This is a genomic window from Granulicatella sp. 20925_1_28, assembly GCF_041433575.1.
Taxonomy (GTDB): Bacteria; Bacillota; Bacilli; order Lactobacillales; family Aerococcaceae; genus Granulicatella.
Window position 1 is genome coordinate 31,798 of record NZ_JAPWBS010000006.1, and the last position, 25,152, is coordinate 56,949.

A 25,152-nucleotide genomic window follows, 5' to 3' on the forward strand; every position below is an offset into this window, starting at 1 on the left:
ATATGAAAAAAATCCTAGTTGTAGATGATGAGAAGCCAATCTCAGACATCGTCAAGTTTAGTCTTACAAAAGAGGGCTTCGAGGTAATCACAGCCTTTGACGGTGAAGAGGGTCTAGTGACTTTCAATGAAAAAAATCCAGATTTAGTTATTTTAGACTTAATGTTACCGAAAATGGATGGCTTAGAAGTATGCCGCGAAATCCGTAAAACAAGCAATGTCCCAATTATCATGGTGACTGCGAAAGATTCTGAAATTGATAAAGTTTTAGGTCTTGAACTTGGAGCCGATGACTATGTGACAAAACCTTTCTCAAACCGTGAGTTAATCGCGCGTGTGAAAGCAAACTTACGTCGTCAGCAATTAGCTCCAGCGGAAGCCGAAGAAGAAAAAACAGCTAACGAAATCGTATTAGGCTCACTCATTATTCATGAAGATGCTTATGTGGTTTCAAAACGTGGCGAAGAAATTGAATTAACGCACCGTGAGTTCGAATTACTTCACTACTTAGCAAAACATATCGGACAAGTAATCACACGTGAGCACCTATTGCAAACGGTGTGGGGATATGATTACTTCGGAGATGTGCGTACAGTGGACGTTACGGTACGTCGCTTACGTGAAAAAATCGAAGATACACCGAGTCACCCAACATGGATTATGACTCGTCGTGGGGTAGGTTACTACATTAAGACCCCAGATCAAGAAAAAGAAGCTTAAGATTGAAATGCGCTTTTCCTTGCCACCTGATCTACCGGCAAGAAAAGCGTATTTTTCTAAAAAGTAGAGGGGAAAATGACTCATGAAGAAAATGAAACGATTCTTTCGTTCCATTCAATTTAAGATTCCGATGCTGTTCATCTTGCTCTTAGTTATTTCGCTGCAACTCATTGTTGCGAACTTCTTAACACAATTAGAGTCGCAAATGGTGTCTAACTTCCAGGAACAAATCCAACTGCAAGTAGGGTTCTTGAAAAATAACGTGCAGCCGATTTTGGCAAAAGATGCGACCGATGAAGCAAAGATGGCTGAAATTTCGCAATTGCTACAAGATTATCCAACGGGAAATAGTATTGTGGAAATTCGCATCATGGACATGCAAGGATATATTTTGGGAACAACCAATCAAACGCAACAATCTGTTGTTGGAACGCGTTCTACAGAAGCCGATGTTCAACAAGTTGTTGTGTCTAATACCGTTCAAAGCTACAACTTCACAGAAGGCGAAACGCGTTATTGGAAATATGTTTCACCAATTGATCCAGTGAATAGTGCCTCAGGAAATCCGGTTGGGATTATTTCGGTAACGTCGAATATCGAATCGCGTTACACACAAGTAAAAGATATCGGGGTTATCTTTATTAGTTCTTCTATCTTTGTCATTATTTTGGCCATCGTGATTACTGTGATGATTTCGCAAGGGATTACTAGACCAATCGCAGAGATGAAGCAACAAACCGAGCAGATTGCTGAAGGAAACTATACGGGTGAAGTGATGATTTACGGAGACGATGAGCTTGGACAACTTGGACAAGCGATTAATGATCTCTCTGTGAAGATTAAAGAAGCACAAGAAGGGACCGAAGCGGAAAGACAAAGGTTGGATAGTGTCTTACGTCATATGAGTGACGGGGTAATTGCTACAGACCGTCGTGGACGTATTGTGATTATCAATGCGGCAGCGTTAGATATTTTAAACTTACGTAGCGAACGTATTGTCGGAACACCACTATTAGATGTATTAAGACTCGATCATACTGTGACTTTCAGAGATTTATTGGAGTCTCAAGAAGAACGGTTAATTACTTTTGAAGAAGATGGCGAAGATACCATCGTTCAATGTGAGTTCTCAGTCATTCAACGTGAATCAGGATTTATTAGCGGTCTTGTCTGCGTATTGACCGACGTTACTGAACAAGAGAAGATTGACCGTGAACGTCGTAATTTCGTATCGAACGTTTCCCACGAATTACGTACTCCACTAACAAGTATCAAGAGTTATACAGAAGCATTAGTGGATGGGGCATGGGAAAATAAAGAAATTGCGCCAGAATTCTTAAACGTTATCGAAACGGAAACGGACCGTATGATGCGGATGATTACCGACTTACTCAACTTATCGCGTATGGACCAAAACCGTCTCGAGCTCGATAAGGAATTCGTGAATATGAACGAGTTGGTGAAACATATTGCAAACCGTTTCGATATGGTGCTTTCAAGTGACCAATATCGTGAAAAGAATTACCGTATTTTAACGGATATTACACAACGAGACTTATGGGTAGAAATCGACCAAGATAAGATGACGCAAGTGCTGGATAATATTATTAATAATGCGATTAAATATTCTCCAGACGGGGGTCGTATTATCGTTCGTCTGATGGAAACTCATACCGACTTAATTGTCAGCGTCAGCGATGAAGGGTTAGGAATTCCGCGTAAGGATATTCCACACTTATTCGATCGATTCTATCGTGTAGATAAAGCTCGCTCAAGAGCGATGGGTGGTAGTGGTCTTGGACTGGCTATCGCGAAAGAAGTCGTTCAATTACACGGTGGTAAAATTTGGGTGAACAGTATTGAAAACAAAGGATCAACCTTCTTTGTTTCTCTACCTTATGTTCCATTTGAAGAGGACGGTGAATGGGATGAATTTTAAACGTTATCGAGCAATGCTAACGGCGCTCTTTGTATTAATGGCCATTAGCTTTGTGTTTACGTATCTCATCGTAGTACGTCCGGTTGATTTCTTTACGAATCAAAAGCAAAATAATAATGTCGCAACGACACAAGATACAGGTGTGCAAGTTCGTGCAACTTATACAACAGAAGATGTGTTTAGACCAACTCGAATGGTTCTAACGAACAAAAATAAGTTCGAAATGACGAGCAGTGCTTCCATTATGAAGGAAGTCAATGCACACTTAAATAAACAATTTACGAATTTAACGCGTTTGGAAGTCATGGACGAAACTAGTTATGAAAATCTCGTCTTACGTGAAGCCAGAATTCAGATTTTATTTGATGGATTGCATTCATTTGGAATTGTGAACCGATTCTTTGATGGAAATATGGACGACTTAAATAATGACCGTTTTTCTCGTATTGTGATTCGCACAGATGATCCTTCTACTGCTTATTTCATCAATGATGACACGAAACAACTCTACAGTGCTAAAGTAAATGAAAGTTTCAAAACATCATTAGAGGGATTATACGCGGATAGTGATTTTTACGAAGTTGAATCGTATCGTGGAAAAACAAAACAATTCTTTGTCGAACAAGACAACTTGAATGTGGAGCAGTCTGCCTATTTAATCGAGCAGATTCCAATGAGTTTCTATATTACTCAGTTATTTACGAATCAATCAGAAATTCGTACGCGTGGAGACGGAAAGACCGTTGTATACAATGATAATTTATCGCAATTGAAATTAGACCGTACGACAAATGTGGTCACTTTCTTCGAGAACCGCTCAGGAGAGGAAACGTTACTATATACTAATAACTTAACGCAAACTTTCGGCCAGATGAAACGTCTTGGAGGCTGGCAAATGGGCGTGAGTCTATTCTCGGTAGATTTAAATAATAATCTCGTTGAATATGTTCGTTACGTGGATTCTTATCCGATCTTATCCAGTGGCAAAGAAGGTTTCACGCAAATAAAGGTCAATTCAACAGGAATCGAGAAAATGAGAACCTCATCACTGATTGCACAAACGCCGTTACCGACAAAAAGTAAGAAGGTAATGGTTGTTGGTGGGAAGACGATTGTCACTGAATTGTTGAACGAAGGATTTGTCATGAATGAAATTGAAGATGTTCGTATCGGATATTCATGGACGATCAGTAGTGAGAGTGTACAAATTGTTGAGTTTACACCAACGTGGTACATTAAAAAGAATGGTACTTGGAAGACTCTGGCTGAATTAAAAGCCGAGAAGAGTCAAACAGAACCAGCGAATGGACCGACAACAACGGGAGGTGACGCAGATGGATTTTAAGAGAAGCGCAGTCGTTCTCATCGTCTGCTTCTTTATCCTCGATTTATTCTTATTCGGATTAGTGTGGCAAAAACGAACCGACACGAAGAATCCATTGAATACAAGTATTAACGTCATCGACCAAATGAAGCTAGACGGAATTACATTACCAACGCTGAATGCGACGGTAGAAGCCGTTCCGATTGTACAAGTGACACCAGAGTCCACTGACGGAAAACTCTCTAGTTTACCAAACCAAGTCGTGACGGTTGAAAAAAGTGTCATTAATGGCCAATTCATTACTCCTATTCAATTAGACTTAAGCGGATCTGTATCTGCAGATAGTTTTGCCGATTTAACAAAAATCGTTGAAAATAATCAAGTGGCTTTTGGAGACCAATACACATGGTCATCCTATAATCCAACAACCCGCAAAGTGATTTATACACAAAAAGCAGATAAGTTAACGATTATGGATGGCTCGAGTCAAATCATCTTTACAGTAAATGCCAATGACCAAGTCGTAAGCTATGAACAGACTTATGCGGGAAGTGTGCAAGTACTCGGGAAAGAACGTGAATTGATTACAGCTCAAAGGGCGGTTGAGGTTCTATACTTAGCCGGACGAATTTCGTCGAAGGCCACCGTTCAATCGGTGAAATTATCGTATTATCAATCGCTTGTATTAAAAGATTTTTCAATTTACTCACCTGCGTGGTATATTGAAATTCGTCAAGCTGATGGACAATTAATTGCCCGTCGTGTAGATGCGATTCATGGGACAGTATTAGCCAATGAAACGCTAGAAACAACGAATACGCAAACGCAGCGTACAACAACGAATAACACAACAACAACGCAAAGTGTACAACAACAATAAGAAGGGAATAACTATGCAAGAATCAGGTTTGAAAGTGAGTTTACTCGCGAGTGGTAGCTCTGGAAATGCTACTTACATCGAAACACCAAAACAAAAAATATTAGTGGACTGTGGACTCACTGGTAAAGCCATTACTGCGCAAATGGAGAAGATTGATCGCTCCATTTCAGATGTGGATGCCATTCTGGTTACCCACGAACATTCCGACCACATTAAAGGGATTGGAGTTCTCGCTCGTAAGTATGGAATTCCAATTTATGCCAATGAAAAAACGTGGCAAGCTATGTCTGGTAAAATCGGGAAAGTGGCTCTCGAACAACAGGAAATCTTCAATACCGGAGACACGCTCACGTTTGGAGACTTAGATGTGATGAGCTTTGCAGTATCACATGATGCGGCAGCTCCTCAATTTTATAGTTTTCAACGCGAGGGCAAGCAGTTCGTGATGCTGACAGACACGGGTTATGTGAGTGATAAGCTAAGAGGATTGTTGAAAAATGCAGATGCCTATCTCATTGAGAGCAATCATGATTTAGAAATGCTTCGAATGGGGCCGTACGCTTGGCATTTGAAACAACGTATCTTAAGCGACAAGGGACACTTATCGAATGACGATGGCGCGCTTGCGATGTGTGAAATGATGGGGGACCGCACAAAACGGATTTATCTAGGCCACTTAAGTCAGGATAATAATATGAAGGAAATCGCCTATCAGACTGCGGAAAGTATCTTCCAAACGCATGACAAAGGCGTTCATCAGGCCTTCGAGCTTTATCATACAGATCCGTATGAACCTACAAAGTTATTTACCGTTTAAAAACTTAGCAAGAATGAAAGAGTTTTTTAAGGACTCCGTAAGCTTTATTTCATATAAATTTCATATGAAAAAACTATTGTATATTTACAAACGAGAGGAGTGAGCAGATGTCACAAGAACAATTACAAAGAAAAAAATCATCGAAAGCTTTTAAAAATGGCTTTATCGGCGGATTATTGGGAGGAGCAGTCGCTGTTGCCGGAGGAGTTGGAATTATGGCTGTAACGAATCCAGCAAACCAAGCAACAACACCTGCTACACAACCCTCACAAACACAAGTGGAAACAACAAAAACATCCACAGCCACAAAAGGTGGAACAGAAATCACAAAAGTGGTTGCTGAAGTGAAGAACGCGGTTGTTTCAGTGATTAACAAACAATCAACTTCAAGAAATAACTTATACGGCACACAACAAACCGGAGGAGAATTAGCTACTGCGTCTGAAGGTAGTGGGGTCATTTATAAAAATGAGGGTGGATATGCCTATATCGTGACGAACTATCACGTTATTGCGAAATCACAAGAATTAGAAGTTCTTTTAGCAGACGGGACACGTGAAAAAGCTGAGCTTGTTGGTAGTGACCAATGGACAGACTTAGCGGTGATTCGTATTGCCAATACAAATGTTTCAACTGTCGCTGAATTTGCAAATTCTGATGATGTTGAAGTTGGACAAACCGCGATTGCGATTGGTTCTCCTCTTGGAAGTGAATTCGCAACAAGTGTAACGCAAGGAATCGTGTCAGCAACTAACCGTGCTGTTGCCACAGACGTTGATGGCGATGGACAAGAAGACTGGGTCGTAACGGCCATTCAAACAGATGCAGCGATTAACCCAGGGAACTCAGGTGGTGCGTTAATTAATAGCGCTGGCCAAGTCATCGGAATCAACTCAATGAAGATTTCTAAGTCGTCTGTTGAAGGGATGGGATTTGCAATTCCAAGTAACGAAGTTGTTTCGATTATTAAACAACTCGAAGAAAATGGTAAAATCACTCGTCCAGCTCTTGGTATTTCAATGGTGAACTTAACGAGCGTGAATACACGTGTTATTCAACAAATGAACTTACCAGCCGATGTGAAGAGTGGGGTTGTGATTGCTGAAGTGGATTCTAAAGGAAGTGCCAAAGCAGCAGGGTTACAAGCCTACGATGTCATCGTTGAAATGGACGGACAAAAGATCGAAGGAATTCAAAACTTACGTAAAGTTCTTTACAGCCATAAAGTTGGCGATAAGATGGAAGTCACTTACTATAGAAATGGACAAAAACAAACAACAACAATTTCTCTAACAGAAACAAGCAGCCCAAGTTTATAGTAATAACGAACAAGGAGTCGGATAGCGAAGTGCTATTCGACTTTTTTTGTGTATTTCCACAAAGTTATCCACAAAAATGTGGATAAGTCTGTGGAAAACTGTGGGTTAACCCCTTGTCAAGTCTGTGAAGTGAAAAATCGATGTTGAAAATGGATAGGCTAAAAAGGGCTTAATTATCGGATTTTATTGAAAAAAGTTATTCACATGATAAAATTTTATTGTGGATAACTTTTGGGGTGAGTTTCTTAAAACGTTGATATAACAAGGTTTCTATATACACAAAACCGGTGTGGATAACTGTGGATAACTGGTATTTTTACACCAGTTGGAAATATAACAATTAGATAACAAATAAAAATTTTGAATCTATATCTAGTGTTTTTCATAAAAGAAGCCCAAAATTTAGGGGCGAACATGTGTACATGTGGATAACTTTGTGGATAACTGTGAAAAAAGGGATAAAACAAGCAATTTTTGTCAAAAAAAGGTAAGATAATTTGTGAAATGAGGGGATCAAATGAATATTACCATTGTGAGTGTAGGAAAACTGAAAGAAAAATATTTAAAACAAGGAATCGACGAATACGCGAAACGCTTAGGCAGCTACTGTAAGTTCCAAGTAGTAGAAGTGCCAGACGAGAAGGCGCCTGAGAATTTAAGCGACAAAGAAATGGAACAAGTGCTCGAAAAAGAGGGAGAACGCATCCTTGCTAAAATTAAAGACGGGGACGTTGTTGTCGCAATGGCGATTGAAGGGGATTTAGTGAGTTCTGAACAATTAGCTAAAGAAATGGATAGCTTTGCGCTACACGGCAAGAGCTCAATGGTCTTTGTGATTGGTGGCTCTCTTGGGTTAAGCCCTGCCGTGAAAAAACGTGCCGACCGTAAAATCTCATTTGGGCGTATAACTTTACCCCATCAACTCATGAGACTTGTATTAACCGAACAAATTTACCGTGCATTCCGTATTAATGCCGGACATGCATATCATAAATAAGTAAAGATTCTCATAGAAAAAGTGAAAAGAAAGTGCAAAATGAAAATTGTATTTTCATACTATTTTCATAATGTACCTCTATACTCTAATTATTCCCAAAGAGAATATTTATCCTCCCAAATAAATATTTCTAATCCTTTTTTCCACCGGCCGTGAGTCGGTGGTTTTTTTGTTTTGTTTAGATATAAATTGACTATCCTTTTGACCTTCTATTCATACCTTAATAATGGATAGTATCAATCGAGTTAGTAGTGCGATGTTTTAAAATAAAAAAGGACACCTAATTAGGTGTCCTATGCAGAGCCGGTAAAACCTCTCTGAAAAATATCATCTGTAGAGCCTACGATAAATCGCACCTCTAATGTATGTTCATTATAATAAAACTATGAATGAATGTCAATTTTTGAATTGGATAGTTTTTTTAAGACAGCTATATCAATTAAGTCCATACTATCTTCTGATAATGTTGCTTTTCCAATTGGATCAGCAGGATTTTTTGGGAGTATAACTCTTAATTTACTGATGGTTTGAATATTATCTATTGCAGCATAAGTATTTTTGTTAAATTTTTTATAGTATTCGGATATTTCATCTATCCATTGTTTTTCCACAGAAATCCATTTCTTAGCTATATAGCCATTTAAATTATGAATTTTTGGATTATGTCTATTCACGAATTCCTGCAATATTTGTCTTGTTTCATCGTCATTAGGAAAATATCTTTCTTTTTTCTTCCCTGAAAGTCGATGAATTATATCTACTTCAGCAATTCTTTGAACTACTGAAACGACTTTTTCACTATATTTATTTGCCTCATTTACTAAATTGACGATTAAATTATCTCCTAAACTGATATATTGTTTTTTATTTTTCGAACTTAACGGTATTACAGTAAGTAACCCTTTTTTAGGATGATCTTTTTTATCCAAAACAATAGCAAAATGTGGTAATGAAAATTCATTTCCAACACCAGTACCAAAATCTACGAATAATATAGTTCCTCTTTTATATTTCTTAAAAAGAGGTTGGTCTTCGGAGTTTTCTTTTTTGAATCTTTTTGCTCTGTAGTAATCGGACTTCCCAATATATTTGAATTTTTTATTATTTGTATTATTGGATATATATAGCAAAATATCTCTAGCTAGTGTTAAATTTCTTTTTGTATTCATAATTCTCCCCCAAAATAAATACCTAAATTTAAAACCAATTTTAACAAACTTCTTTTACCTTAATTTTAGACCTGAAAAGGTTGCAACAATATGAAATCTTATGAAAGTGAGCAGTGTTATTTAACTCTATTGATAAAAAAGGATTGATTGAAGAATATCTCCGTACTATACTAGAACCATGGAGAAGTACCCAAGAGGCTGAAGGGGTCGCACTCGAAATGCGATAGGTCGTGAAAGCGGCGCGGGAGTTCAAATCTCCTCTTCTCCTTATCTTTTTGTGGCTATATCGAGGTTACGGCAAGTTTTGTTCCGTGAATGTTCCGTAGCTTCTTATTTAGATAGGTTTTTATAGAGTAATGGAGGCTAAACTAAGATGACAAAAGTAAAATTAAATCTCAATCAAACACACTGCTGTGGTATTTATTCTGATAAGACGGTGTACAGTTTTACGGCTGATAGTTATCCAGAATTGTTTTACCTTCTTCAAAAACGTGGACTTATCGAATCGTTTATTGATGGGGACTTCATTGTTTATGATGAGTTAAGAAAGTATTCTGATTTACCACCTTATCAAAAGCTGACGGAGGAAGAACTAGAAGCGATTGATTTCGATGCGATTATTCAAAAGCTAAGTACGGATGAACTCAAAGCCGTTATCGAGAAGTTCTTTGAATATCGTTTTGAATGTGAGTTTCAAGAAGTAGACGAATAAATTTGTAAAAGAAAAAAGCTGACGGCTCGTTCGAGCTGTCAGCTTTTGTTGTTTCTATAGTTTATTCTTAGCGAATAACTTCCTCAGTTTCTTTGTCGAAGAAGTGAGATTTGTTTAAGTCGAATGCTAATTCAACTGTTTCGCCTGGGTTGTGGAAGTCACGAGCATCCACTTTAGATACGAATTCAGTATCGTCAACACGAGTGTAAAGCATTGTTTCTGCACCAAGTAATTCTGATACGACAACTTCTGCTTTCACTGAAGATGATGGGTAAGTATCGATAGCGATTTGAGAACTTTCGATATCTTCTGGACGGATACCGAAGATTAATTCTTTTCCATTGTAACCTTTGTCTTCAAGAAGTTTTCTCTTCGCTTCAGGTAATTGTAATGATAAACCTTTACCATTTGAAATCACGCCATCTTTCAATGTTACATTGAAGAAGTTCATTGCTGGTGATCCGATGAATCCAGCTACGAATACGTTGTTAGGAGTGTTGTACACTTCTTGTGGTGAACCGATTTGTTGTACGAAACCATCTTTCATGATTACGATACGGTCAGCCATTGTCATCGCTTCTGTTTGGTCGTGAGTTACGTAAATTGTTGTTGTTTCTAAACGACGGTGTAATTTCGCAATTTCAGCACGCATCGCAACACGTAATTTAGCATCTAAGTTAGAAAGAGGTTCGTCCATTAAGAATACTTTCGCATCACGAACGATCGCACGTCCTAAAGCCACACGTTGACGTTGACCACCAGATAAAGCTGCTGGTTTACGTTCTAAGTATTGAGCTAATCCTAAGATTTCTGCTGCGTTTTTAACACGTTTGTCGATTTCAGCTTTGTCGTATTTACGTAATTTCAAACCGAATGCCATGTTGTCATATACGCTCATGTGAGGATATAGGGCATAGTTTTGGAATACCATCGCGATATCACGATCTTTTGGAGCTACGTCGTTCATTACAACGTCGCCAATTTTTAATTCCCCTTCAGAAATATCTTCAAGACCAGCGATCATACGAAGAGTTGTTGATTTACCGCATCCTGAAGGGCCTACGAATACGATGAACTCGCGGTCTTTGATGTGTAAGTTAAAGTCTGTTACGGAATAGTTTTCCGCATTGTCATATTTTTTGTGAATATGATTTAATTGCATTTCTACCATTAGGATTTCCCCCTATAATTTGTTTTACAGTAACAGTTTACGATTTTTAGGGGAAAAGAGATAGGGGAAGTTTGCACAAAAACGACTGTAAAAATTGTGCACTTTGCCCAAAAAGTATCCCTTATTCTTAAAATTTGGACGTAACTTATAATAAAGAAGTAAAAAAGTATTGAGAAGGATGCAACTAGTCACAAACAATGTTATGATAGGGGATAGAAACTTACATGAAAAAGGTGATGAAATGGAAAGAAAACGTGGATTTGAAATCGTATCTGCTTATGAAGGAAAAGGAATCACTGTTCCAAAACGTTCGACAAAACATTCAGCGGGATATGACTTCGAAGCTGCCGAAGATATCGTATTACCAAGCATTTGGAAAATGCTTTTCAAATTTGCAGCCACTCAATTAAAACAATGGATTTATACAACGGATAAAGAAAAAGTAGAAGAAGAATTGGCGAAAGAGCAAAAAGTCTTAAAACCGGTTCTTGTTCCAACGGGAATCAAGTCTTATATGCAAGAAGATGAGTATTTACAATTGGCGAACCGCTCAAGTAACCCATTGAAACACTTCCTTGTCTTACCAAACGGTGTGGGAATCGTGGATAGCGACTACTACAACAACCCTGACAACGAAGGGCATATTTACTTCCAATTATTAAACTTCGGATTATTCGATAAAGAAATTAAAAAAGGCGATCGTATCGGCCAAGGAATCTTCCTACCATTCTTAAAAGCGGATGCGGATGAAGAAAACGATATGAATGAACGTACAGGCGGCTTTGGTTCTTCTGGCGTTCGTTAGAAAGGAGCCAAAATGGCAAAAGCAGCCACAAGTTTTGTATGTAGAGAGTGTGGATATAATTCACCAAAATATTTAGGGAAATGCCCAAACTGCGGCAACTGGTCTACGATGGAAGAGTTCAAGGAAACGACGAGCAATGCGAAACGTCCTTCCTTAGTGCAACATTCAGAAGAAGCACATAAGACAAAACCAATGCGTCTTGATCAAGTAGCGTATGAGCGTGTGAATCGTGTGAAGACATCGATTAGCGAACTCGACCGCGTGCTTGGAGGCGGCGTGGTGCCTGGTTCTCTTGTATTGATTGGTGGAGACCCAGGGATTGGGAAATCGACTTTATTATTACAAGTGTCTAGTGAATTACAACAAACACAAGGAACGGTTCTCTATGTCTCGGGAGAAGAAAGTGCGTCTCAAATTAAAATGCGTGCGGAGCGTCTCGGGATGCAAGCAGACGGATTTTATATTTACGCTGAAACAAACCTAGAAGATATCGTTGCGCAAGTAGAAGCATTGAAACCAGACTATGTCATTATCGACTCGATTCAAACGATGACACATCCGCAAGCAAATGGGGTTGCAGGAAGCGTGTCTCATGTTCGTGAGGCGACAGCTACATTGATGCGACTAGCAAAGCTCAATCAGATTGCCATCTTTATCGTAGGTCACGTGACAAAAGAAGGAGCATTAGCAGGGCCACGTATGTTGGAACATATGGTGGATACCGTTCTTTATTTCGAAGGGGATAAACATCATAGCTTCCGCGTGCTTCGTTCCGTGAAAAACCGTTTTGGATCCACCAACGAGATCGGCGTTTTCGAAATGCATCAAGAAGGGCTGAACGAAGTAACGAACCCTTCCGAAGTCTTTTTAGAAGAACGTCTGGCTGGCGCAACAGGTTCGGCAATCGTCGTATCTCTTGAAGGAACAAGGCCAATTTTAACCGAGGTGCAATGTTTATTGTCACCAACGGCCTTTGGAAATGCACGCCGTACGACAAGTGGTCTGGACTATAATCGTGTAGCGCTCTTGATGGCAGTTCTTGAGAAACGTGCAGGACTTCTATTACAAAACCAAGATGCTTACTTTAAATCAACAGGTGGTTTGAAACTGGGCGAACCAGCAGTCGACTTAGCGATTGCAATGAGTATTGTTTCAAGCTACAAGGAAAAAGAAACGCAAATGGGTGATTGCTTTATCGGAGAAATCGGCTTGACTGGTGAAATTCGTAAAGTGAATCGTGTTTATGACCGTGTTCGCGAAGCTGAAAAGCTCGGATTCAAGCGTGTCTTTATTCCAAAAAATAATTTAGATGGATGGGAACTTCCAAAAAATATCGAAGTCGTTGGAGTATCTTCTGTCAAAGAAGCTATTTACAAAGCCTTCGGAAAAGAAAATTAGAAAGGAGCACTTTTATGGAACAACCTAAAAAATTTCGAGCATACGGAAGAAAGTTATTACAACTGATTTTCGTATTGCTCGGAGGGTCTTTAGGTGCAACGTATTTTCCAAGTCTATGGCAAGCATTCGACATTACGAATGAATGGTTAACATCGCAAGTTACGAGTATTTTGTTAGGTGCCATTATTTTATTCTTTATTTCCCTATTCGTGACGGATCCGATTTTAGCGGGAATTCGTAGACTTGAAAAACTCGTTAGCCAACTTTCTGTGAGCTATTTACTCTTTGGAATGATTGGCGCACTGATTGGACTCTTAGTCGCATGGCTCGTTGGATTGCCATTTACAAACTTACAAATTCCAGCAATTACGCAAGCTTTACCAATCGCCTTAAGTATTATCTTTGGGTACCTTGGCTTTTATGTTGGAACGACGCGTCGTGAAGATATTTTAAAAGCTTTTACAGCGACAAGAAAGAAAACGGAGGATTCTCCAGTGCTTGAACGTAAAGCAGGAGATAACTTCAGAAAATACAAACTGCTCGATACAAGCGTCATTATCGATGGACGAATTTACGATATCGCTAAAACAGGCTTTATCGAAGGGGTACTGGTGATTCCAGTATTCGTACTGAATGAATTACAATATATCGCCGATAGCGCCGATAGCTTAAAACGCGTGAGAGGGCGCCGTGGATTAGATATTTTAAATGCTCTTCAAAAAGAAGAGAATATTAAAGTAGAAATTTACGATGGAGACTATGACGATATTAATGAAGTGGACCGCAAGTTAATTCGCTTGGCAAAGGCGATTGACGGCATTATTATCACGAACGACTTTAACTTAAATAAAGTCAGCGAGTTCCAAAATGTTCCGGTCTTTAATATTAATGCGTTAGCGCAAGCCATCAAGCCAGTTGTGATTCCAGGGGAAACCTTGAAGACAACGGTTGTTAAATCGGGAACGGAGCGCCAACAAGGGGTTGCGTACTTGGATGATGGTACGATGATTGTCGTGGAAGATGGACAATATTATATGAACCAAGAGATTGAAGTGGTCGTAACGAGCGCCCTTCAAACTGCAGCAGGTCGTATGATTTTCGCTAAACCACTGCATAGCCAAAAGAAAATTAAACAATAAAGTGCAAAAAGATTACTTCGAATCCTTGCGGATTTGTTTATAATAACGGTAACGTTGCACCGGCTCGAGCCTAGAGTCTCTCGCCTAAAAAACTCAAAAAGGGAGTACGGAATCAATTCCGAACTCCCTTTAATTCGTCTTTTTTGCGAAACACGTTACTGTTATTATAAAATCCGCACGATTCTTCGTAATCATAGTGCTTATATTTAATTTTCTTTTTGGAGCTACATGAAATCAACGACTGCTGATAGTTTGAAGAGAAAATAAAGAGGATGGACGAATTTCGTCCATCCTTTTTGTTATTCAATATCGATTTCAAATGGTTCGTCAATCGTTTCCGAGACGTATTTACCATCTTTCTTACGTTGTTTCACACATTCTGTTAATAAGTATTCGATTTGTCCGTTGACTGATCTAAAATCATCTTCTGCCCATGATGCGATAGCAGCATATAATTTAGATGACAGTCGTAATGGAATTTGTTTTTTCTTTAAATCAGCCATCGTTAGTACAGGCTTCCTGTGTTAACGATTGGTTGAGCATCATGATTGCCGCAAAGAACAACGAGTAAGTTAGAGACCATCGCAGCTTTACGTTCTTCATCCAATTCTACGAGTTCTCCTTCGTTTAAGCGTTCTAGCGCCATTTCAACCATTCCAACAGCACCGTCTACAATCATCTTTCTAGCGTCAATAATTGCAGAAGCTTGTTGACGTTGAAGCATTACTGCAGCGATTTCTGGGGCGTAAGCAAGGTAAGTGATACGTGCTTCGATAATTTCAAGACCCGCATTTTCAACACGTGCTTGGATTTCATCACGAATACGTTTTGCAACGACTTCACTTGAACCACGTAAGCTACCTTCATCGGCAATACCGTCTCCAGTTGTATCAACGTTTGGAGCTACATCATATGGATAAATACGTACAATGTTACGAAGCGCGCTATCACATTGAAGAGATAAGTATTCTTTGTAGTTATCTACGTTGAAGACTGCTTTAGCCGTATCGACCACTCTCCAAGTCACAGCAATTCCGATTTCAACAGGGTTCCCTAGGCAATCGTTAATCTTTTGACGAGAGTTGTTTAACGTCATAATTTTTAGAGAAATTTGATTTTTTAAGGCATTTAAATTAGTTTCAACGCCGCCTGTAGTGCTAATTGTGACCGGAGTGCTTTGACGGTCGACATCACCGCTTTGGCCTAATTTTGTTTTGGCAGCAGGGTTTACAGACACGCTAAATGGGTTTACAAAATAGAAGCCAGGTTCTTTAATACTTCCTGTGTACTCACCAAAGAGCGTCAAAACAATCGCTTCTTGAGGTTTAACAACTTTTAGTCCTCCAAAAAGGATAAGACTACTGATAAATACTAGAATGCTGAGGATAATACAAACTACTTGTAGGCCTTCATTTTTTATCAACGCAATTGAGGAGATAAAGCCCACAACTGAAAGGATGAGTAGAAGTAAAATGCTAAACAACGCAGCAAAACCGTTAGATTTTGTTTTTAAAATTTTTTCGTTCATAAAAAAGACTCCTTTGTCTATTTGATATCTAAATGATATCACTGTGAAATCCAAAAAGCAATATAAATAAAGAATTATTGGTAAAATTTCCCAATAATTCTTAAAGATGCTATTTAAACTATAAAACAAATAGTAAAATGAACGTTACAATCGCTAGTCCACCTTGTTTCCAGAGGATGCTTCCAAAGCCCGAAACATTGACGGAGTGCACTCAATATGCTATTCTATCCATTGTATAAAAAAGAATCACTACGATTTAGAAAGGAGAAAGGCATGAGTTATATTTCAGTAGAACATCTTTCTTTCTCATATGAACAAGAGACAGTACTTGAAGATATTAGCTTTACAGTGGAACCAGGTCAGTTTGTGATTTTGACTGGGGAAAACGGAGCAGCGAAGTCTACTTTAGTAAAAAATATATTAGGACTCTTAACACCAAAGAGTGGGAAAGCCACGATTGCAAAGAAAAATAGCAATGGCGAGAAGTTATCGATTGGATACGCTCCGCAACAGATTTCTTCTTTTAATGTAGGGTTCCCATCAAATGTATATGAACTTGTGGCGTCAGGTCGTTACCAACAAGGGCGCTGGTTCAAAAAAATAAATGCAGAAGATCATGAACATATCGAACGCTCTCTTAAATCCGTAGGAATGTGGGAGCAACGCAATAAACGTATCGGAGATTTATCAGGAGGACAAAAACAACGTATCTGTTTAGCACGAATTTTTGCGACGGACCCAGATTTATTCGTCCTCGATGAACCAACTGCCGGTATGGATAAGGCTTCGCGCGAGAGATTTTATCATTTATTACACCATGCTTGCGCTCATCACGGGAAAGCCATTTTAATGGTCACTCATGAGGAAGAAGCACTTGAACAATACGTGGATAAACATATCCATCTGCAACGAAAGGAGGATTCTCCATGGAGATGTTTTTCTATGGTTTCATGCAAAGAGCATTCATCTCAGGAATAGCGATGGCTTTTATCACGCCGATTCTTGGATTGTTCTTAATTCTTAGAAGACAGTCGCTGATGGCCGACACCTTATCGCACGTATCCCTTGTTGGGGTGGCGCTAGGATTTCTTTTGGGGATGAATCCAACACTCACAACGCTAATTGTGGTGATTATCGCAGCGATTTTTATTGAAGCGATTGGAAAATACTTTAGAGGATATTCTGAAATTACCGTTGCCATACTAATGTCGGGAGGAATGGCGATTGCCCTTATCTTGATGAATATGCAAAAGGGACGTTCAACATTAAGTGTGGACCAGTTCTTATTCGGTTCTATCGTGACGATTACAAATGAGCAAATGTGGATTATGATTCTACTAGCAGTTGTCGTCGTTGCGTTATACGTGATTTTCCGTAAACCACTGTATGTATTATCGTTTGATGAAGATACAGCGATGACAGCAGGATTACCCGTTCGCTTGATGACGAACCTCTTTACGATTATCACAGGAGTTGTGATTGCAGTGATGATGCCAATCGCAGGGTCCCTTCTAGTGTCCGCCGTTATTGTACTGCCAGCATCCATTGCACTTCGAGTAAGCAGTAAGTTTAATGGCGTTATAATCGGAGGGATTATCATCAGTCTGATTGGTTTCTTTGCAGGGCTTTCAGCATCTTATATTTACGAAGCGCCTCCGGGAGCCGCGATTACATGTGTGTTCCTTGTCATTTTATTCATCTCATTTATCGTGAGTGCCTTCCGTAAAAAAGCATAATCACTAAGCTTACCATTGATTTGGTAGGCTTTTTTTATTTCTTGAATTGAATGGAAAAAGGGTTTATACTAAGTGGTAACCAGTGGTTAGTAGTGGAAATTGAGGTGTTGAAATGAATCAATTCATTTATCGTTTAATTTCAAAAAGAAAGAGAATCAGTCCACATATTGAAAAGTTTGAGTTTGATATTGGGATATTCATTGTTAGTATTTGGGTTGTTGAAAAGGATAACCAATACTTCTTAATTGATAGTGGGTTAGCTAAATTTTTACCACGAATGGCAGAGTATGTTGTTCGTAATTTTTATGATAAGGAAAGAGTTTCTGGAGTATTTTTAACGCATGGACATTCTGATCATATTGGAGGAATTCCAAGATTAAAAACACTATTACCAAATCTTCCTATTGTTATCGACAGCAGAGAAATCTCTTTTGTCTCAGGAGAAAAACCATATCCTGGTCGAGAAAAGCTAGAGCCTATCACTTTTAAAAAGCAGGATTTCATTGAACTGGGAACTCCCGAATCAAATGCATTGTTGGAAAAAGCAGGGCTCACGGCAATTCATTCACCAGGGCACTCGCCGGGACATACCTGTTATTATCATTCAGAGGATAATCTATTAATTGGAGGAGATCTTCTGACGACGGACAGAGCGGGAGTGTTAAGCGCACCAATGAAAGAATATACAGCAGATATGCCGAAAGCTTTACAGACAGCTCATTCCGTATTAAAAGAATATAGCCAAGCTATACTTTCTGTTGCTCATGGTGGAGAAGTGAAGAACGCATTGCAAGAAATGGAGAAAAGTGAATGGTTTCAGAACAGTTAACAAGGGATAGAATCTTAGAAGCGGCAAGTAGTCTTTTTGCAGAAAAATCTTTTCAGGAGGTTGGGATTCGAGAAATTGCCAAACGTGCAGGATGCTCTCATACAACCATTTATCTTTATTTCAAAAATAAGGATGAAATTCTGTTTGAAGTTGCCAGTGCCCCACTAGAAAAGTTATATCAAACTTCTTTAGAAATCTATCAATCGAACGAGAGTGTAGAGGATAGATTATTAGGAGTTTGCCATCATTTTATTCGCTTTGGATTTCAATATGCGAGTTCTAATCAGCTTCTATTTATTGTTGAAGGGGAAGAAGTTGATTTACCCGAATTCACAAAACCAATTAATCAGTTAAGAATGAAGAGTTTCAACATACTAAAATCTTTAATTGAAGCAGTATTACCTCACTCAATCAGTGAAGAAAAATTATTCAATATTGTCCGAGGAACCTATTTGTTTTTACAAGGAATGGTGATTAACTACGCTTCTGGGGATTGTGGATATAACGAAAGACTGCAGACAATTGTTACAGATTACTTAACTTTCACATTATTGGATCGAAAGAATCTGTAAGAAAATAACTATTTTTGGAGGACAAGCATGTGATTATACAGGCGTTATCGAGTCTGGTGACGATTCTAGCGGTCATCACGCTCGGCTATCTCTTGCAGGCCAAGGGATGGTTTCAAGAAGGATTCAGTAAGAGCATTGCGGATTTGATTTTGAAGATTGCTTTGCCAGCGTCCATCTTTGTTTCGGTATTAAAATTTATAACAAAAGAACAACTCGTGAGCTTCTTTGGAGCGAGTCTATATCCGTTGATTACGGTGATTCTAGGGTACATCGTGGCATGGGGCGCTGTAGTTTTGTTCAAAGTTCCGGTTGGAAGACGCGGGGTGATGCTCAATACATTCGTGAATGCGAACACCGTCTTTATGGGATTGCCGCTGAACCTCTCTCTTTTTGGGGAAGAAGCGATGCCGTACTTTTTGGTTTACTACGTGATTAATACATTGTCGATTTTTACCGTGGGAACTTATGTCGTAGCGATTGACCGTCCTGATGGAAATAAAACTAGAGGGATCCAGTGGAAGAGCCTCTGCTCACCGCCGCTCATTGCGTTCTTAGTGGCATTAGCAGTTGTGGCGCTTGGCATTCCAGTTCCAACGTTTGCACAAAATTCGATTAATATAGTAGGAAGCTTAGTGACGCCATTGTCCCTTATGTATATCGGAATTAACCTTCAGCAAAGTGGTCTTGGAACGTTGCGCATAGACCGTGATATCGTACTTGCTCTAGCAGGGCGCTTTATTATTTTCCCAATGTTAATGGTATTAGTGTTACTTGTTGGAGGAGCGGATAACACCTTATTAAAAGAAACCTTTATCATTCAATCGACCATTCCAACCCTCGTGATTATGCCGATTTTAGCGGCAGAAGCTAAAGGAGATGTTGATTTTGCCACGAATGTGGTGACAATGACAACCATTGCCTACTTAGCGGTATTGCCATTGTGGTCCCTATTCTTATTTTTCATTTAGCGAAATTATCATATATGATAATTTTTCATGCATACAAAAAGCGAAGAACCAATTTGGCTCTTCGCTTTATTTCATTTTATCTTATAAAAATTCATGCGTATCAAAGAAGTTTCCTACTTCTGCTTTGATCGTTTGTGCTTCGGTATCAATCTCTGTAATTTTAATGATGGAAGAGTAGTCTGTTACGTTGTGGTTTGAAACTCCTGATTCACAGAATACAACTGCACCCGCTGTTGTTGAATCAAACTCTTGAATAAGGCTACGCATACCGTTGATTGTACCGCCGGCTTTCAAGAAGTCGTCGACGATTAATACATTTGATCCGCTAGCTAATGTACGTTTTGATAATTCCATTTTCTCAACGCGAGAAGAAGAACCTGAAACGTAGTTAATACTTACCGTAGAACCTTCCGTAATTTTTGAATCACGGCGCACGATGACGAATGGCACGTTTAAGTAGTTCGCAACGGTTTGTGCGATTGGCACCCCTTTTGTTGCAACCGTCATAACGGCATCGATTTTTTTATCTTCGTAAGCAGATGCAATCATTTTCCCTAAATCATGTAATACATCTGGTTTTGCAAGTAAATCAGAAAGGTAAATATATCCCCCTGGTAATAGACGGCTTGCATCGTTCATTTGCTCTCTTAGTTTTTCCGCAGCAGCCAATGCTTGTTCGCGTTTGATTTTCGGAACAAAAATCACGCCCCCTGCAGCACCCGGTACTGTGCGAATAATCCCTACACCTTGCTTTTCAAAAGTCTTCTTAATAATAGCAATATCTTCACTAATAGAAGATTTTGCGGACTGATACAATGCTGTAAATGTTGTTAATGAGATTAACGTATGTGGGTTATCTAATAGACGTTGTGTCATATCGATTAAACGTTCACTTCTTTTTAATTTCATCGTTTCGTCCTCCTTTTTTTCTTTAAGACACTATTATAGTATACATAAAAGTACGGAAATTACAACTTTTTAAACCTGTAATATTCGGGAAATGAGCAAATGAAACCTTGAAAATCAAAAGAATGTTCCTAAATTCATTTGGAAAAGATAAAAATTAGTCTTCTTTCAGGAAATCTACGTTGCTATTCCTGAAAATAATAAAGAAAAACGAGCCTAATTAGGCTCGTTTTGTTAAATAAGTTTCAGTTCGATGCCGACAACGCCATATTGTGCTTGTTTTTCTTTGGAATAGTAAGTCAACATATCGTCGGGATGCGCATTGACCACGTCTTCTGGAGTATAACCGCATTTTAATAGCGGAAGGCGCTCGTACAGTTCTGCAAAGTTTTTAAAAACATGCAACTGAACCACTTCGCAGAGTGTTGTTTGCGAAGCGTCCAGGGTATTGGTAAATCGAATGTGATCACCAATTTGAATCGATTGACGCTTTTCATCGTAAAGACGAAGCTCAATCGTTTTTTGACCGGAGGCGATGGAAGCATACGGTTTTGGAAAGAGAGTCATCTCATGAAGCATGACTAGTTCTCCTTGTTTAAAACGAATTTTTCAACGGCAACAGCAACACCATCTTCGTCGTTTGTTGTTGTCACGAAGTTAGCAATTTCTTTAATCGAATCAATCGCATTTCCCATCGCAACCCCAAGGCCAGCGTATTCAATCATGTCACGATCGTTTTCGTGGTCACCAAGGCACATTACTTCATCGCGTGTAAGGCCAAGTTTATCGGCTAGATGATGCACGGCTTTTCCTTTGCTGGCTTCAGGATGAATGACTTCGAGGTAGAAGCCCGCACTACGGAAAATGTTGTAGCGGCTCTTGAAGTCGTCAGAAAGATTTGGTATTAATTCTTCTAACACTTCAGGTTCATCCACAAACATGATTTTGACGAATTCTTTATCGGTTGGAATATCTTTGTATAATTGGTGCACGATTGGCATTCCAACAAGTTCACTTTCATGAATCGAGTATTTACCAACTGTTGCAGTTGGAACGTAAATCGCTTCTTCGTCGATGGCGTGGTAGTGCACATTGTATTTTGTAGCGTAGTCGTTCACGCGCTCTAGGTCATCATGTGTCATTGAGAAGCGAACGAGAGCTTTCTTCGAACCTGTTTGTTGCACCAGAGTTCCGTTGTAAGTTACGACATAATCATGGTCGTTCACGAGGTCGAGTTCTTGAAGCAATCCTTCTACACCAGGATATGGGCGTCCTGTACAAAGAACGACATAGACTCCTTGTGCGCTTGCGGCGTTTAAAGCAGCCTTTACGCGTGGTGTGATTTCGCGTTTTGAATTGAGTAGTGTGCCGTCGATATCGATGGCGATTAATTTGATAGCCATAGTTCCTCCTTGAAAATTGTTCAATAGCGTTAAGTAGCGTTTTAAGCTGGATAATTGGAGCTCTTTAAAATAAGAATCTGAGCAAAAATACAATGCTTATACATAATTCCATTACGTAAAACTTTCGGAGTGTTCCGTAAAATATGGAAAACACAATATACCTTATAAGGTATATTGTGTTTTTTTATTTATAAAAAGTAATTGGTAGATGATGCTTAGATCCTGTGTAGTTGAACTCGGGCTCACAGGACTGACGTCCACTTCCCGAAACGTACGCAGAACGTTACACGTTCCTTCCGTCGTTTCGGTCCAGTGATTCAGTCCTGAGCGTTCGCCCTCGTATCCTGTTATTTCATTTGATTAGAGAACACGTCCAACTGTGCGGCGATATTTTGAAACTCTGCATAGTCGTCCATGAAGAGGCCGTTTTGCATTTCGCCGCTGACCATTTCGCGAGGGAAGTAGAGGCGTTCGTCACCACGTACTTTTCCGGAAATAGCATCTACAATCGAACTTACTTGAGACAACTCAACCATATTACCATTGCGTTCTACAAGCTCGATTTGCGTTCTTGGTTTAATCGAATCTGGACGATAGAAATCATATGGTAAGTCGAAACTGTTGTTAATGGCAGTGTAGTATTCTGGATCGAACCCAACTTCTTCTACGATTTGTTTCATGCGTTCGATTTGAGCGCCATCGTTTGTACGGTTAAATGGCACTGATTTGAACGGACGACGGTTAATGAAACGATCTGACAAGTCGCTTAAGATGGCATCTTCTTCTAATAACCAGTGAGAGAAGTATGTGTTCAATACGCCGTCATCGAGACGTAAGTAGTCTTCCAATGTCCATGTTCCCTCGAAGAAAGGTTTCAAGAACGTTGCAGAGTGTCTTAATGGATTCAATTCTGAGTGGTAGCAAGCCGAAGCGCGTTTCAATAAATGATTTAACACGACTTCCATCCCGCGAGAAACTGGGTGGAAGTATACTTGCATATACATTTGATAACGACTCACGATGTAGTCTTCTACCGCGTGCATTCCTGAATAGGTAAAAGCAATGCCGCCTTTATACGGACGAATCACACGAAGAATACGCGTGAGGTCGAAGGTTCCGTAGTTTACCCCTGTGAAATAAGCATCACGAAGTAAGTAGTCCATACGATCCGCATCGATTTGACTCGAAATCAATTGCACCACTTGAGGATTTGGATGTGTTTTTTGAATCACGCTAGCTACTTCTTGTGGGAAAGTAGAAGAGACTTTACGTAAAATCTGATTGACTTCCGTTTCCTCAGACAAGATGATGTCGATGGTGATTTGTTCATGGTTTGTATCAAAGATTTTCTCGAAAGTATGTGAGTATGGTCCGTGCCCAACATCATGCAAGAGGGCAGCACAGAGTACAACAAGGCGATTGCTGTCGTCCCATAGTCCATCTCCTTCTTCTTTGGTCGCATAGTTACGAGCAAAGTTGTCGCAAATACGACGGGCGATTTCATATACCCCTAAAGAGTGAGAAAATCGTGAATGTTCTGCTGTATGGAAAGTATACATCGAAGCTCCGGTTTGTTTAATTCTGCGGAGTCGTTGCAATTCACGACTATTAATTAATTCAAGAATAATTGGATGTTGCACGTGGATATAATCGTGTACTGGGTCACGAAATACTTTTTCACGTTTAAATGCTTCAGTCATGCGTTTGACGCCTTCTTTCGATTAGATTGTGAATAATACTCATAAGCACTTTCAGTTTATGCTATTTTCGGTAGAAAAGCAAGAGGGCCAGCCTTTTAAAATGCTTTTACACCGCGATTTTTGATGGATTATTGTCGTTTCACAAAACGTTCAAGTGCTTTTTGAAAATCTGGAGTGTGAATAAAGTCTGTTTCGTTTTCTTCTAGCGTGCACCCAAGTTTAGTTAAAGCCTGCAAGACGCGAACTTGCACGTCTTCAATCGTAAGGTCGCATCCAAGCGCGTCACTAATATTCCACATACTGTCGGCGTTGACTTCTGGGAAATGCCATTTTGTCTCTTCGCCTTGAAGTGCGTGATCATAGAAATCACGAACCACAAGCCCACGACGGTTTTGGTCTCCATAGACGCTTAAGTAAATCGAAACGCACACGACATCTTTTAAGCGGCGTTGCGCAATTCCAGCGATTTTACGGTTTTGAATGCTTAAATCATAATCTCCTGGACAATAGGAGTCTGCTACTTCGAATGCTTGAATCCCACCAAGCGCCTCCGCTTCTGGGAAAGTCTCCTGGATAAGTTGTTGCATCCATTCGTAGGCTTCGTTAATCGTTGGCATTTGTTTATTTTTAAAGAGAAGGCTGATGTTTAAGATACCTTCGTTACTCACAACGGCCAGTCCACCTGCTTGGCGCACAATCGGCGTAAATCCGTTGGCACGCAGTCTTTCTAGCCCTTGTTCAAGATAAGGAACCTTTGTATCGGTCATTCCAAGAATCACGATATCTTCAAGCGCCCAGAAGTGAACGAATGGCCCGTCTTCTTCTTTTGTGAGATGACGAATCAGTGTCTCATCGAGCGCGAACGGCGTCAGCATTTCTTCGAGTTTTTCAGTTTTTGAAATTTGTGTTGCAACCAATTGAATGGTTTGCTGCCTAATAGGTGATTGAGTCATACGATTCTCCTTTAGAGTTGTTCGTATTTTATTATAACAAAACTTCGCGTGATGGTCGTGTTGGAGGCCGTTTTTAAGCCATTTCTTAGGAATTTATTAAGTAAAAGTCAAGAATCGTAAAAATTACTAGCAAAAATGGTTTATTTTTAATAGGATAAAGTAGAAAAA

The 25,152-nt window shown here is 39.5% G+C and carries 25 protein-coding genes and 1 tRNA gene; 17 read left to right on the forward strand and 9 right to left on the reverse strand.

Going from position 1 to position 25,152, the window contains the following annotated elements; all coding sequences use genetic code 11:
- The first annotated feature begins 2 nt into the window (after positions 1-2).
- The 7 genes from yycF to rlmH all read left to right on the forward strand — a co-directional run bounded on the left by yycF (position 3) and on the right by rlmH (position 7,995).
- Entirely contained in the window at positions 3-719 is a 717-nt protein-coding gene (yycF, locus tag O3793_RS04550) for a response regulator YycF (protein ID WP_371445985.1), read from the forward strand.
- A gap of 82 nt (positions 720-801) precedes the next feature.
- Positions 802-2,658: a cell wall metabolism sensor histidine kinase WalK gene (gene walK, locus O3793_RS04555; RefSeq protein WP_371445987.1), complete on the forward strand. Its 1,857-nt coding sequence runs from the start codon at positions 802-804 to the stop codon at positions 2,656-2,658.
- Positions 2,648-4,003, forward strand: coding sequence for a YycH family regulatory protein (locus O3793_RS04560; protein WP_371445988.1), 1,356 nt, complete (start codon positions 2,648-2,650; stop codon positions 4,001-4,003). Before walK ends, O3793_RS04560 begins: the two co-directional genes overlap by 11 nt.
- On the forward strand, positions 3,993-4,862 hold the full coding sequence (locus O3793_RS04565; protein WP_371445990.1) for a two-component system regulatory protein YycI: 870 nt from the start codon (positions 3,993-3,995) through the stop codon (positions 4,860-4,862). The genes O3793_RS04560 and O3793_RS04565 overlap by 11 nt, the downstream gene beginning before the upstream one ends.
- A 13-nt stretch (positions 4,863-4,875) precedes the next feature.
- Positions 4,876-5,679 carry an MBL fold metallo-hydrolase gene (locus tag O3793_RS04570; protein ID WP_371445991.1) on the forward strand — a complete coding sequence of 268 codons (804 nt, stop codon included), beginning with the start codon at positions 4,876-4,878 and terminating at the stop codon, positions 5,677-5,679.
- Positions 5,680-5,786: 107 nt separating this feature from the next.
- Positions 5,787-6,998 carry a S1C family serine protease gene (locus O3793_RS04575; protein ID WP_371445992.1) on the forward strand — a complete coding sequence of 404 codons (1,212 nt, stop codon included), beginning with the start codon at positions 5,787-5,789 and terminating at the stop codon, positions 6,996-6,998.
- A gap of 517 nt (positions 6,999-7,515) precedes the next feature.
- Complete coding sequence (rlmH, locus tag O3793_RS04580; RefSeq protein ID WP_371445994.1) at positions 7,516-7,995, forward strand: 23S rRNA (pseudouridine(1915)-N(3))-methyltransferase RlmH; 480 nt, start codon at positions 7,516-7,518, stop codon at positions 7,993-7,995.
- A 383-nt stretch (positions 7,996-8,378) separates the two neighbouring features.
- Here the strand turns inward: rlmH and O3793_RS04585 are convergent, their stop codons facing one another.
- Complete coding sequence (locus O3793_RS04585; protein ID WP_371445995.1) at positions 8,379-9,164, reverse strand: type II toxin-antitoxin system PemK/MazF family toxin; 786 nt, start codon at positions 9,162-9,164, stop codon at positions 8,379-8,381.
- 180 nt (positions 9,165-9,344) lie between these two features.
- Here O3793_RS04585 and O3793_RS04590 point away from each other — a divergent pair.
- Positions 9,345-9,432: transfer RNA gene (locus O3793_RS04590), tRNA-Ser, on the forward strand.
- Positions 9,433-9,537: 105 nt separating this feature from the next.
- The gene (locus O3793_RS04595) at positions 9,538-9,876 is read left to right on the forward strand and encodes a hypothetical protein (protein WP_175815059.1); all 339 of its coding nucleotides are present in this window, start codon (positions 9,538-9,540) and stop codon (positions 9,874-9,876) included.
- A 67-nt stretch (positions 9,877-9,943) separates the two neighbouring features.
- On the opposite strand, the gene O3793_RS04600 is transcribed toward O3793_RS04595, so the two are convergent.
- The gene (locus O3793_RS04600) at positions 9,944-11,047 is read right to left on the reverse strand and encodes an ABC transporter ATP-binding protein (RefSeq protein ID WP_371445997.1); all 1,104 of its coding nucleotides are present in this window, start codon (positions 11,045-11,047) and stop codon (positions 9,944-9,946) included.
- A 241-nt stretch (positions 11,048-11,288) separates the two neighbouring features.
- Between O3793_RS04600 and O3793_RS04605 the strand changes: the two genes are divergently transcribed.
- Genes O3793_RS04605 through O3793_RS04615 form a run of 3 tightly spaced genes read left to right on the forward strand, consistent with a single transcriptional unit; the run spans position 11,289 to position 14,389 of the window.
- Positions 11,289-11,852: a dUTP diphosphatase gene (locus O3793_RS04605; RefSeq protein WP_371445999.1), complete on the forward strand. Its 564-nt coding sequence runs from the start codon at positions 11,289-11,291 to the stop codon at positions 11,850-11,852.
- A gap of 12 nt (positions 11,853-11,864) precedes the next feature.
- Complete coding sequence (gene radA / locus O3793_RS04610; protein ID WP_048711112.1) at positions 11,865-13,250, forward strand: DNA repair protein RadA; 1,386 nt, start codon at positions 11,865-11,867, stop codon at positions 13,248-13,250.
- A gap of 14 nt (positions 13,251-13,264) precedes the next feature.
- On the forward strand, positions 13,265-14,389 hold the full coding sequence (locus tag O3793_RS04615) for a PIN/TRAM domain-containing protein (protein WP_371446001.1): 1,125 nt from the start codon (positions 13,265-13,267) through the stop codon (positions 14,387-14,389).
- Between the two features lie 299 nt (positions 14,390-14,688).
- Here the strand turns inward: O3793_RS04615 and O3793_RS04620 are convergent, their stop codons facing one another.
- Both O3793_RS04620 and O3793_RS04625 read right to left on the reverse strand, forming a co-directional pair.
- Entirely contained in the window at positions 14,689-14,892 is a 204-nt protein-coding gene (locus tag O3793_RS04620; protein WP_005608052.1) for a hypothetical protein, read from the reverse strand.
- Between the two features lie 2 nt (positions 14,893-14,894).
- A complete protein-coding gene (locus O3793_RS04625; protein ID WP_371446003.1) occupies positions 14,895-15,917 on the reverse strand; it encodes an SPFH domain-containing protein in 1,023 nt (340 codons plus the stop codon).
- Positions 15,918-16,190: 273 nt separating this feature from the next.
- Between O3793_RS04625 and O3793_RS04630 the strand changes: the two genes are divergently transcribed.
- The 5 genes from O3793_RS04630 (at position 16,191) to O3793_RS04650 (ending at position 20,022) form a co-directional block, all read left to right on the forward strand.
- Positions 16,191-16,895: a metal ABC transporter ATP-binding protein gene (locus tag O3793_RS04630; RefSeq protein WP_371446005.1), complete on the forward strand. Its 705-nt coding sequence runs from the start codon at positions 16,191-16,193 to the stop codon at positions 16,893-16,895.
- Positions 16,844-17,653: a metal ABC transporter permease gene (locus tag O3793_RS04635; protein ID WP_371446006.1), complete on the forward strand. Its 810-nt coding sequence runs from the start codon at positions 16,844-16,846 to the stop codon at positions 17,651-17,653. Before O3793_RS04630 ends, O3793_RS04635 begins: the two co-directional genes overlap by 52 nt.
- Before the next feature lie 112 nt (positions 17,654-17,765).
- Positions 17,766-18,482, forward strand: coding sequence for an MBL fold metallo-hydrolase (locus O3793_RS04640; RefSeq protein ID WP_371446008.1), 717 nt, complete (start codon positions 17,766-17,768; stop codon positions 18,480-18,482).
- Positions 18,464-19,054, forward strand: a complete 591-nt coding sequence (locus tag O3793_RS04645; RefSeq protein WP_371446010.1) for a TetR/AcrR family transcriptional regulator — start codon at positions 18,464-18,466, stop codon at positions 19,052-19,054. The genes O3793_RS04640 and O3793_RS04645 overlap by 19 nt, the downstream gene beginning before the upstream one ends.
- Positions 19,055-19,083: 29 nt before the next feature.
- The gene (locus O3793_RS04650; protein WP_371446012.1) at positions 19,084-20,022 is read left to right on the forward strand and encodes an AEC family transporter; all 939 of its coding nucleotides are present in this window, start codon (positions 19,084-19,086) and stop codon (positions 20,020-20,022) included.
- An 81-nt stretch (positions 20,023-20,103) separates the two neighbouring features.
- Here O3793_RS04650 and purR read toward each other — a convergent pair whose 3' ends face one another.
- From purR to O3793_RS04675, 5 genes are all read right to left on the reverse strand, one after another.
- The gene (gene purR, locus O3793_RS04655) at positions 20,104-20,931 is read right to left on the reverse strand and encodes a pur operon repressor (protein ID WP_371446014.1); all 828 of its coding nucleotides are present in this window, start codon (positions 20,929-20,931) and stop codon (positions 20,104-20,106) included.
- Positions 20,932-21,162: 231 nt separating this feature from the next.
- Complete coding sequence (locus O3793_RS04660) at positions 21,163-21,507, reverse strand: ASCH domain-containing protein (RefSeq protein WP_175815074.1); 345 nt, start codon at positions 21,505-21,507, stop codon at positions 21,163-21,165.
- A gap of 2 nt (positions 21,508-21,509) precedes the next feature.
- Positions 21,510-22,331: a sugar-phosphatase gene (gene yidA / locus O3793_RS04665; RefSeq protein ID WP_048711321.1), complete on the reverse strand. Its 822-nt coding sequence runs from the start codon at positions 22,329-22,331 to the stop codon at positions 21,510-21,512.
- Between the two features lie 347 nt (positions 22,332-22,678).
- Positions 22,679-24,031, reverse strand: a complete 1,353-nt coding sequence (locus O3793_RS04670) for an HD domain-containing protein (RefSeq protein WP_175815078.1) — start codon at positions 24,029-24,031, stop codon at positions 22,679-22,681.
- A gap of 128 nt (positions 24,032-24,159) precedes the next feature.
- Positions 24,160-24,984 carry a biotin/lipoate A/B protein ligase family protein gene (locus O3793_RS04675; RefSeq protein WP_371446015.1) on the reverse strand — a complete coding sequence of 275 codons (825 nt, stop codon included), beginning with the start codon at positions 24,982-24,984 and terminating at the stop codon, positions 24,160-24,162.
- Between the last annotated feature and the right edge of the window lie 168 nt (positions 24,985-25,152).

Bases quoted from the DNA above. Each gene is read 5' to 3' on its own strand.
- O3793_RS04635 (WP_371446006.1), top strand. From the start codon at position 16,844: ATGGAGATGTTTTTCTATGGTTTCATGCAAAGAGCATTCATCTCAGGA.
- O3793_RS04565 (WP_371445990.1), top strand. From the start codon at position 3,993: ATGGATTTTAAGAGAAGCGCAGTCGTTCTCATCGTCTGCTTCTTTATC.
- O3793_RS04575 (WP_371445992.1), top strand. From the start codon at position 5,787: ATGTCACAAGAACAATTACAAAGAAAAAAATCATCGAAAGCTTTTAAA.
- O3793_RS04630 (WP_371446005.1), top strand. From the start codon at position 16,191: ATGAGTTATATTTCAGTAGAACATCTTTCTTTCTCATATGAACAAGAG.
- walK (WP_371445987.1), top strand. From the start codon at position 802: ATGAAGAAAATGAAACGATTCTTTCGTTCCATTCAATTTAAGATTCCG.
- purR (WP_371446014.1), bottom strand. From the start codon at position 20,931: ATGAAATTAAAAAGAAGTGAACGTTTAATCGATATGACACAACGTCTA.
- O3793_RS04645 (WP_371446010.1), top strand. From the start codon at position 18,464: ATGGTTTCAGAACAGTTAACAAGGGATAGAATCTTAGAAGCGGCAAGT.
- radA (WP_048711112.1), top strand. From the start codon at position 11,865: ATGGCAAAAGCAGCCACAAGTTTTGTATGTAGAGAGTGTGGATATAAT.
- O3793_RS04620 (WP_005608052.1), bottom strand. From the start codon at position 14,892: ATGGCTGATTTAAAGAAAAAACAAATTCCATTACGACTGTCATCTAAA.
- O3793_RS04585 (WP_371445995.1), bottom strand. From the start codon at position 9,164: ATGAATACAAAAAGAAATTTAACACTAGCTAGAGATATTTTGCTATAT.
- yidA (WP_048711321.1), bottom strand. From the start codon at position 22,331: ATGGCTATCAAATTAATCGCCATCGATATCGACGGCACACTACTCAAT.
- O3793_RS04660 (WP_175815074.1), bottom strand. From the start codon at position 21,507: ATGCTTCATGAGATGACTCTCTTTCCAAAACCGTATGCTTCCATCGCC.
- O3793_RS04670 (WP_175815078.1), bottom strand. From the start codon at position 24,031: ATGACTGAAGCATTTAAACGTGAAAAAGTATTTCGTGACCCAGTACAC.
- O3793_RS04615 (WP_371446001.1), top strand. From the start codon at position 13,265: ATGGAACAACCTAAAAAATTTCGAGCATACGGAAGAAAGTTATTACAA.
- rlmH (WP_371445994.1), top strand. From the start codon at position 7,516: ATGAATATTACCATTGTGAGTGTAGGAAAACTGAAAGAAAAATATTTA.
- yycF (WP_371445985.1), top strand. From the start codon at position 3: ATGAAAAAAATCCTAGTTGTAGATGATGAGAAGCCAATCTCAGACATC.
- O3793_RS04640 (WP_371446008.1), top strand. From the start codon at position 17,766: ATGAATCAATTCATTTATCGTTTAATTTCAAAAAGAAAGAGAATCAGT.
- O3793_RS04675 (WP_371446015.1), bottom strand. From the start codon at position 24,984: ATGACTCAATCACCTATTAGGCAGCAAACCATTCAATTGGTTGCAACA.
- O3793_RS04570 (WP_371445991.1), top strand. From the start codon at position 4,876: ATGCAAGAATCAGGTTTGAAAGTGAGTTTACTCGCGAGTGGTAGCTCT.
- O3793_RS04560 (WP_371445988.1), top strand. From the start codon at position 2,648: ATGAATTTTAAACGTTATCGAGCAATGCTAACGGCGCTCTTTGTATTA.
- O3793_RS04595 (WP_175815059.1), top strand. From the start codon at position 9,538: ATGACAAAAGTAAAATTAAATCTCAATCAAACACACTGCTGTGGTATT.
- O3793_RS04625 (WP_371446003.1), bottom strand. From the start codon at position 15,917: ATGAACGAAAAAATTTTAAAAACAAAATCTAACGGTTTTGCTGCGTTG.
- O3793_RS04605 (WP_371445999.1), top strand. From the start codon at position 11,289: ATGGAAAGAAAACGTGGATTTGAAATCGTATCTGCTTATGAAGGAAAA.
- O3793_RS04600 (WP_371445997.1), bottom strand. From the start codon at position 11,047: ATGGTAGAAATGCAATTAAATCATATTCACAAAAAATATGACAATGCG.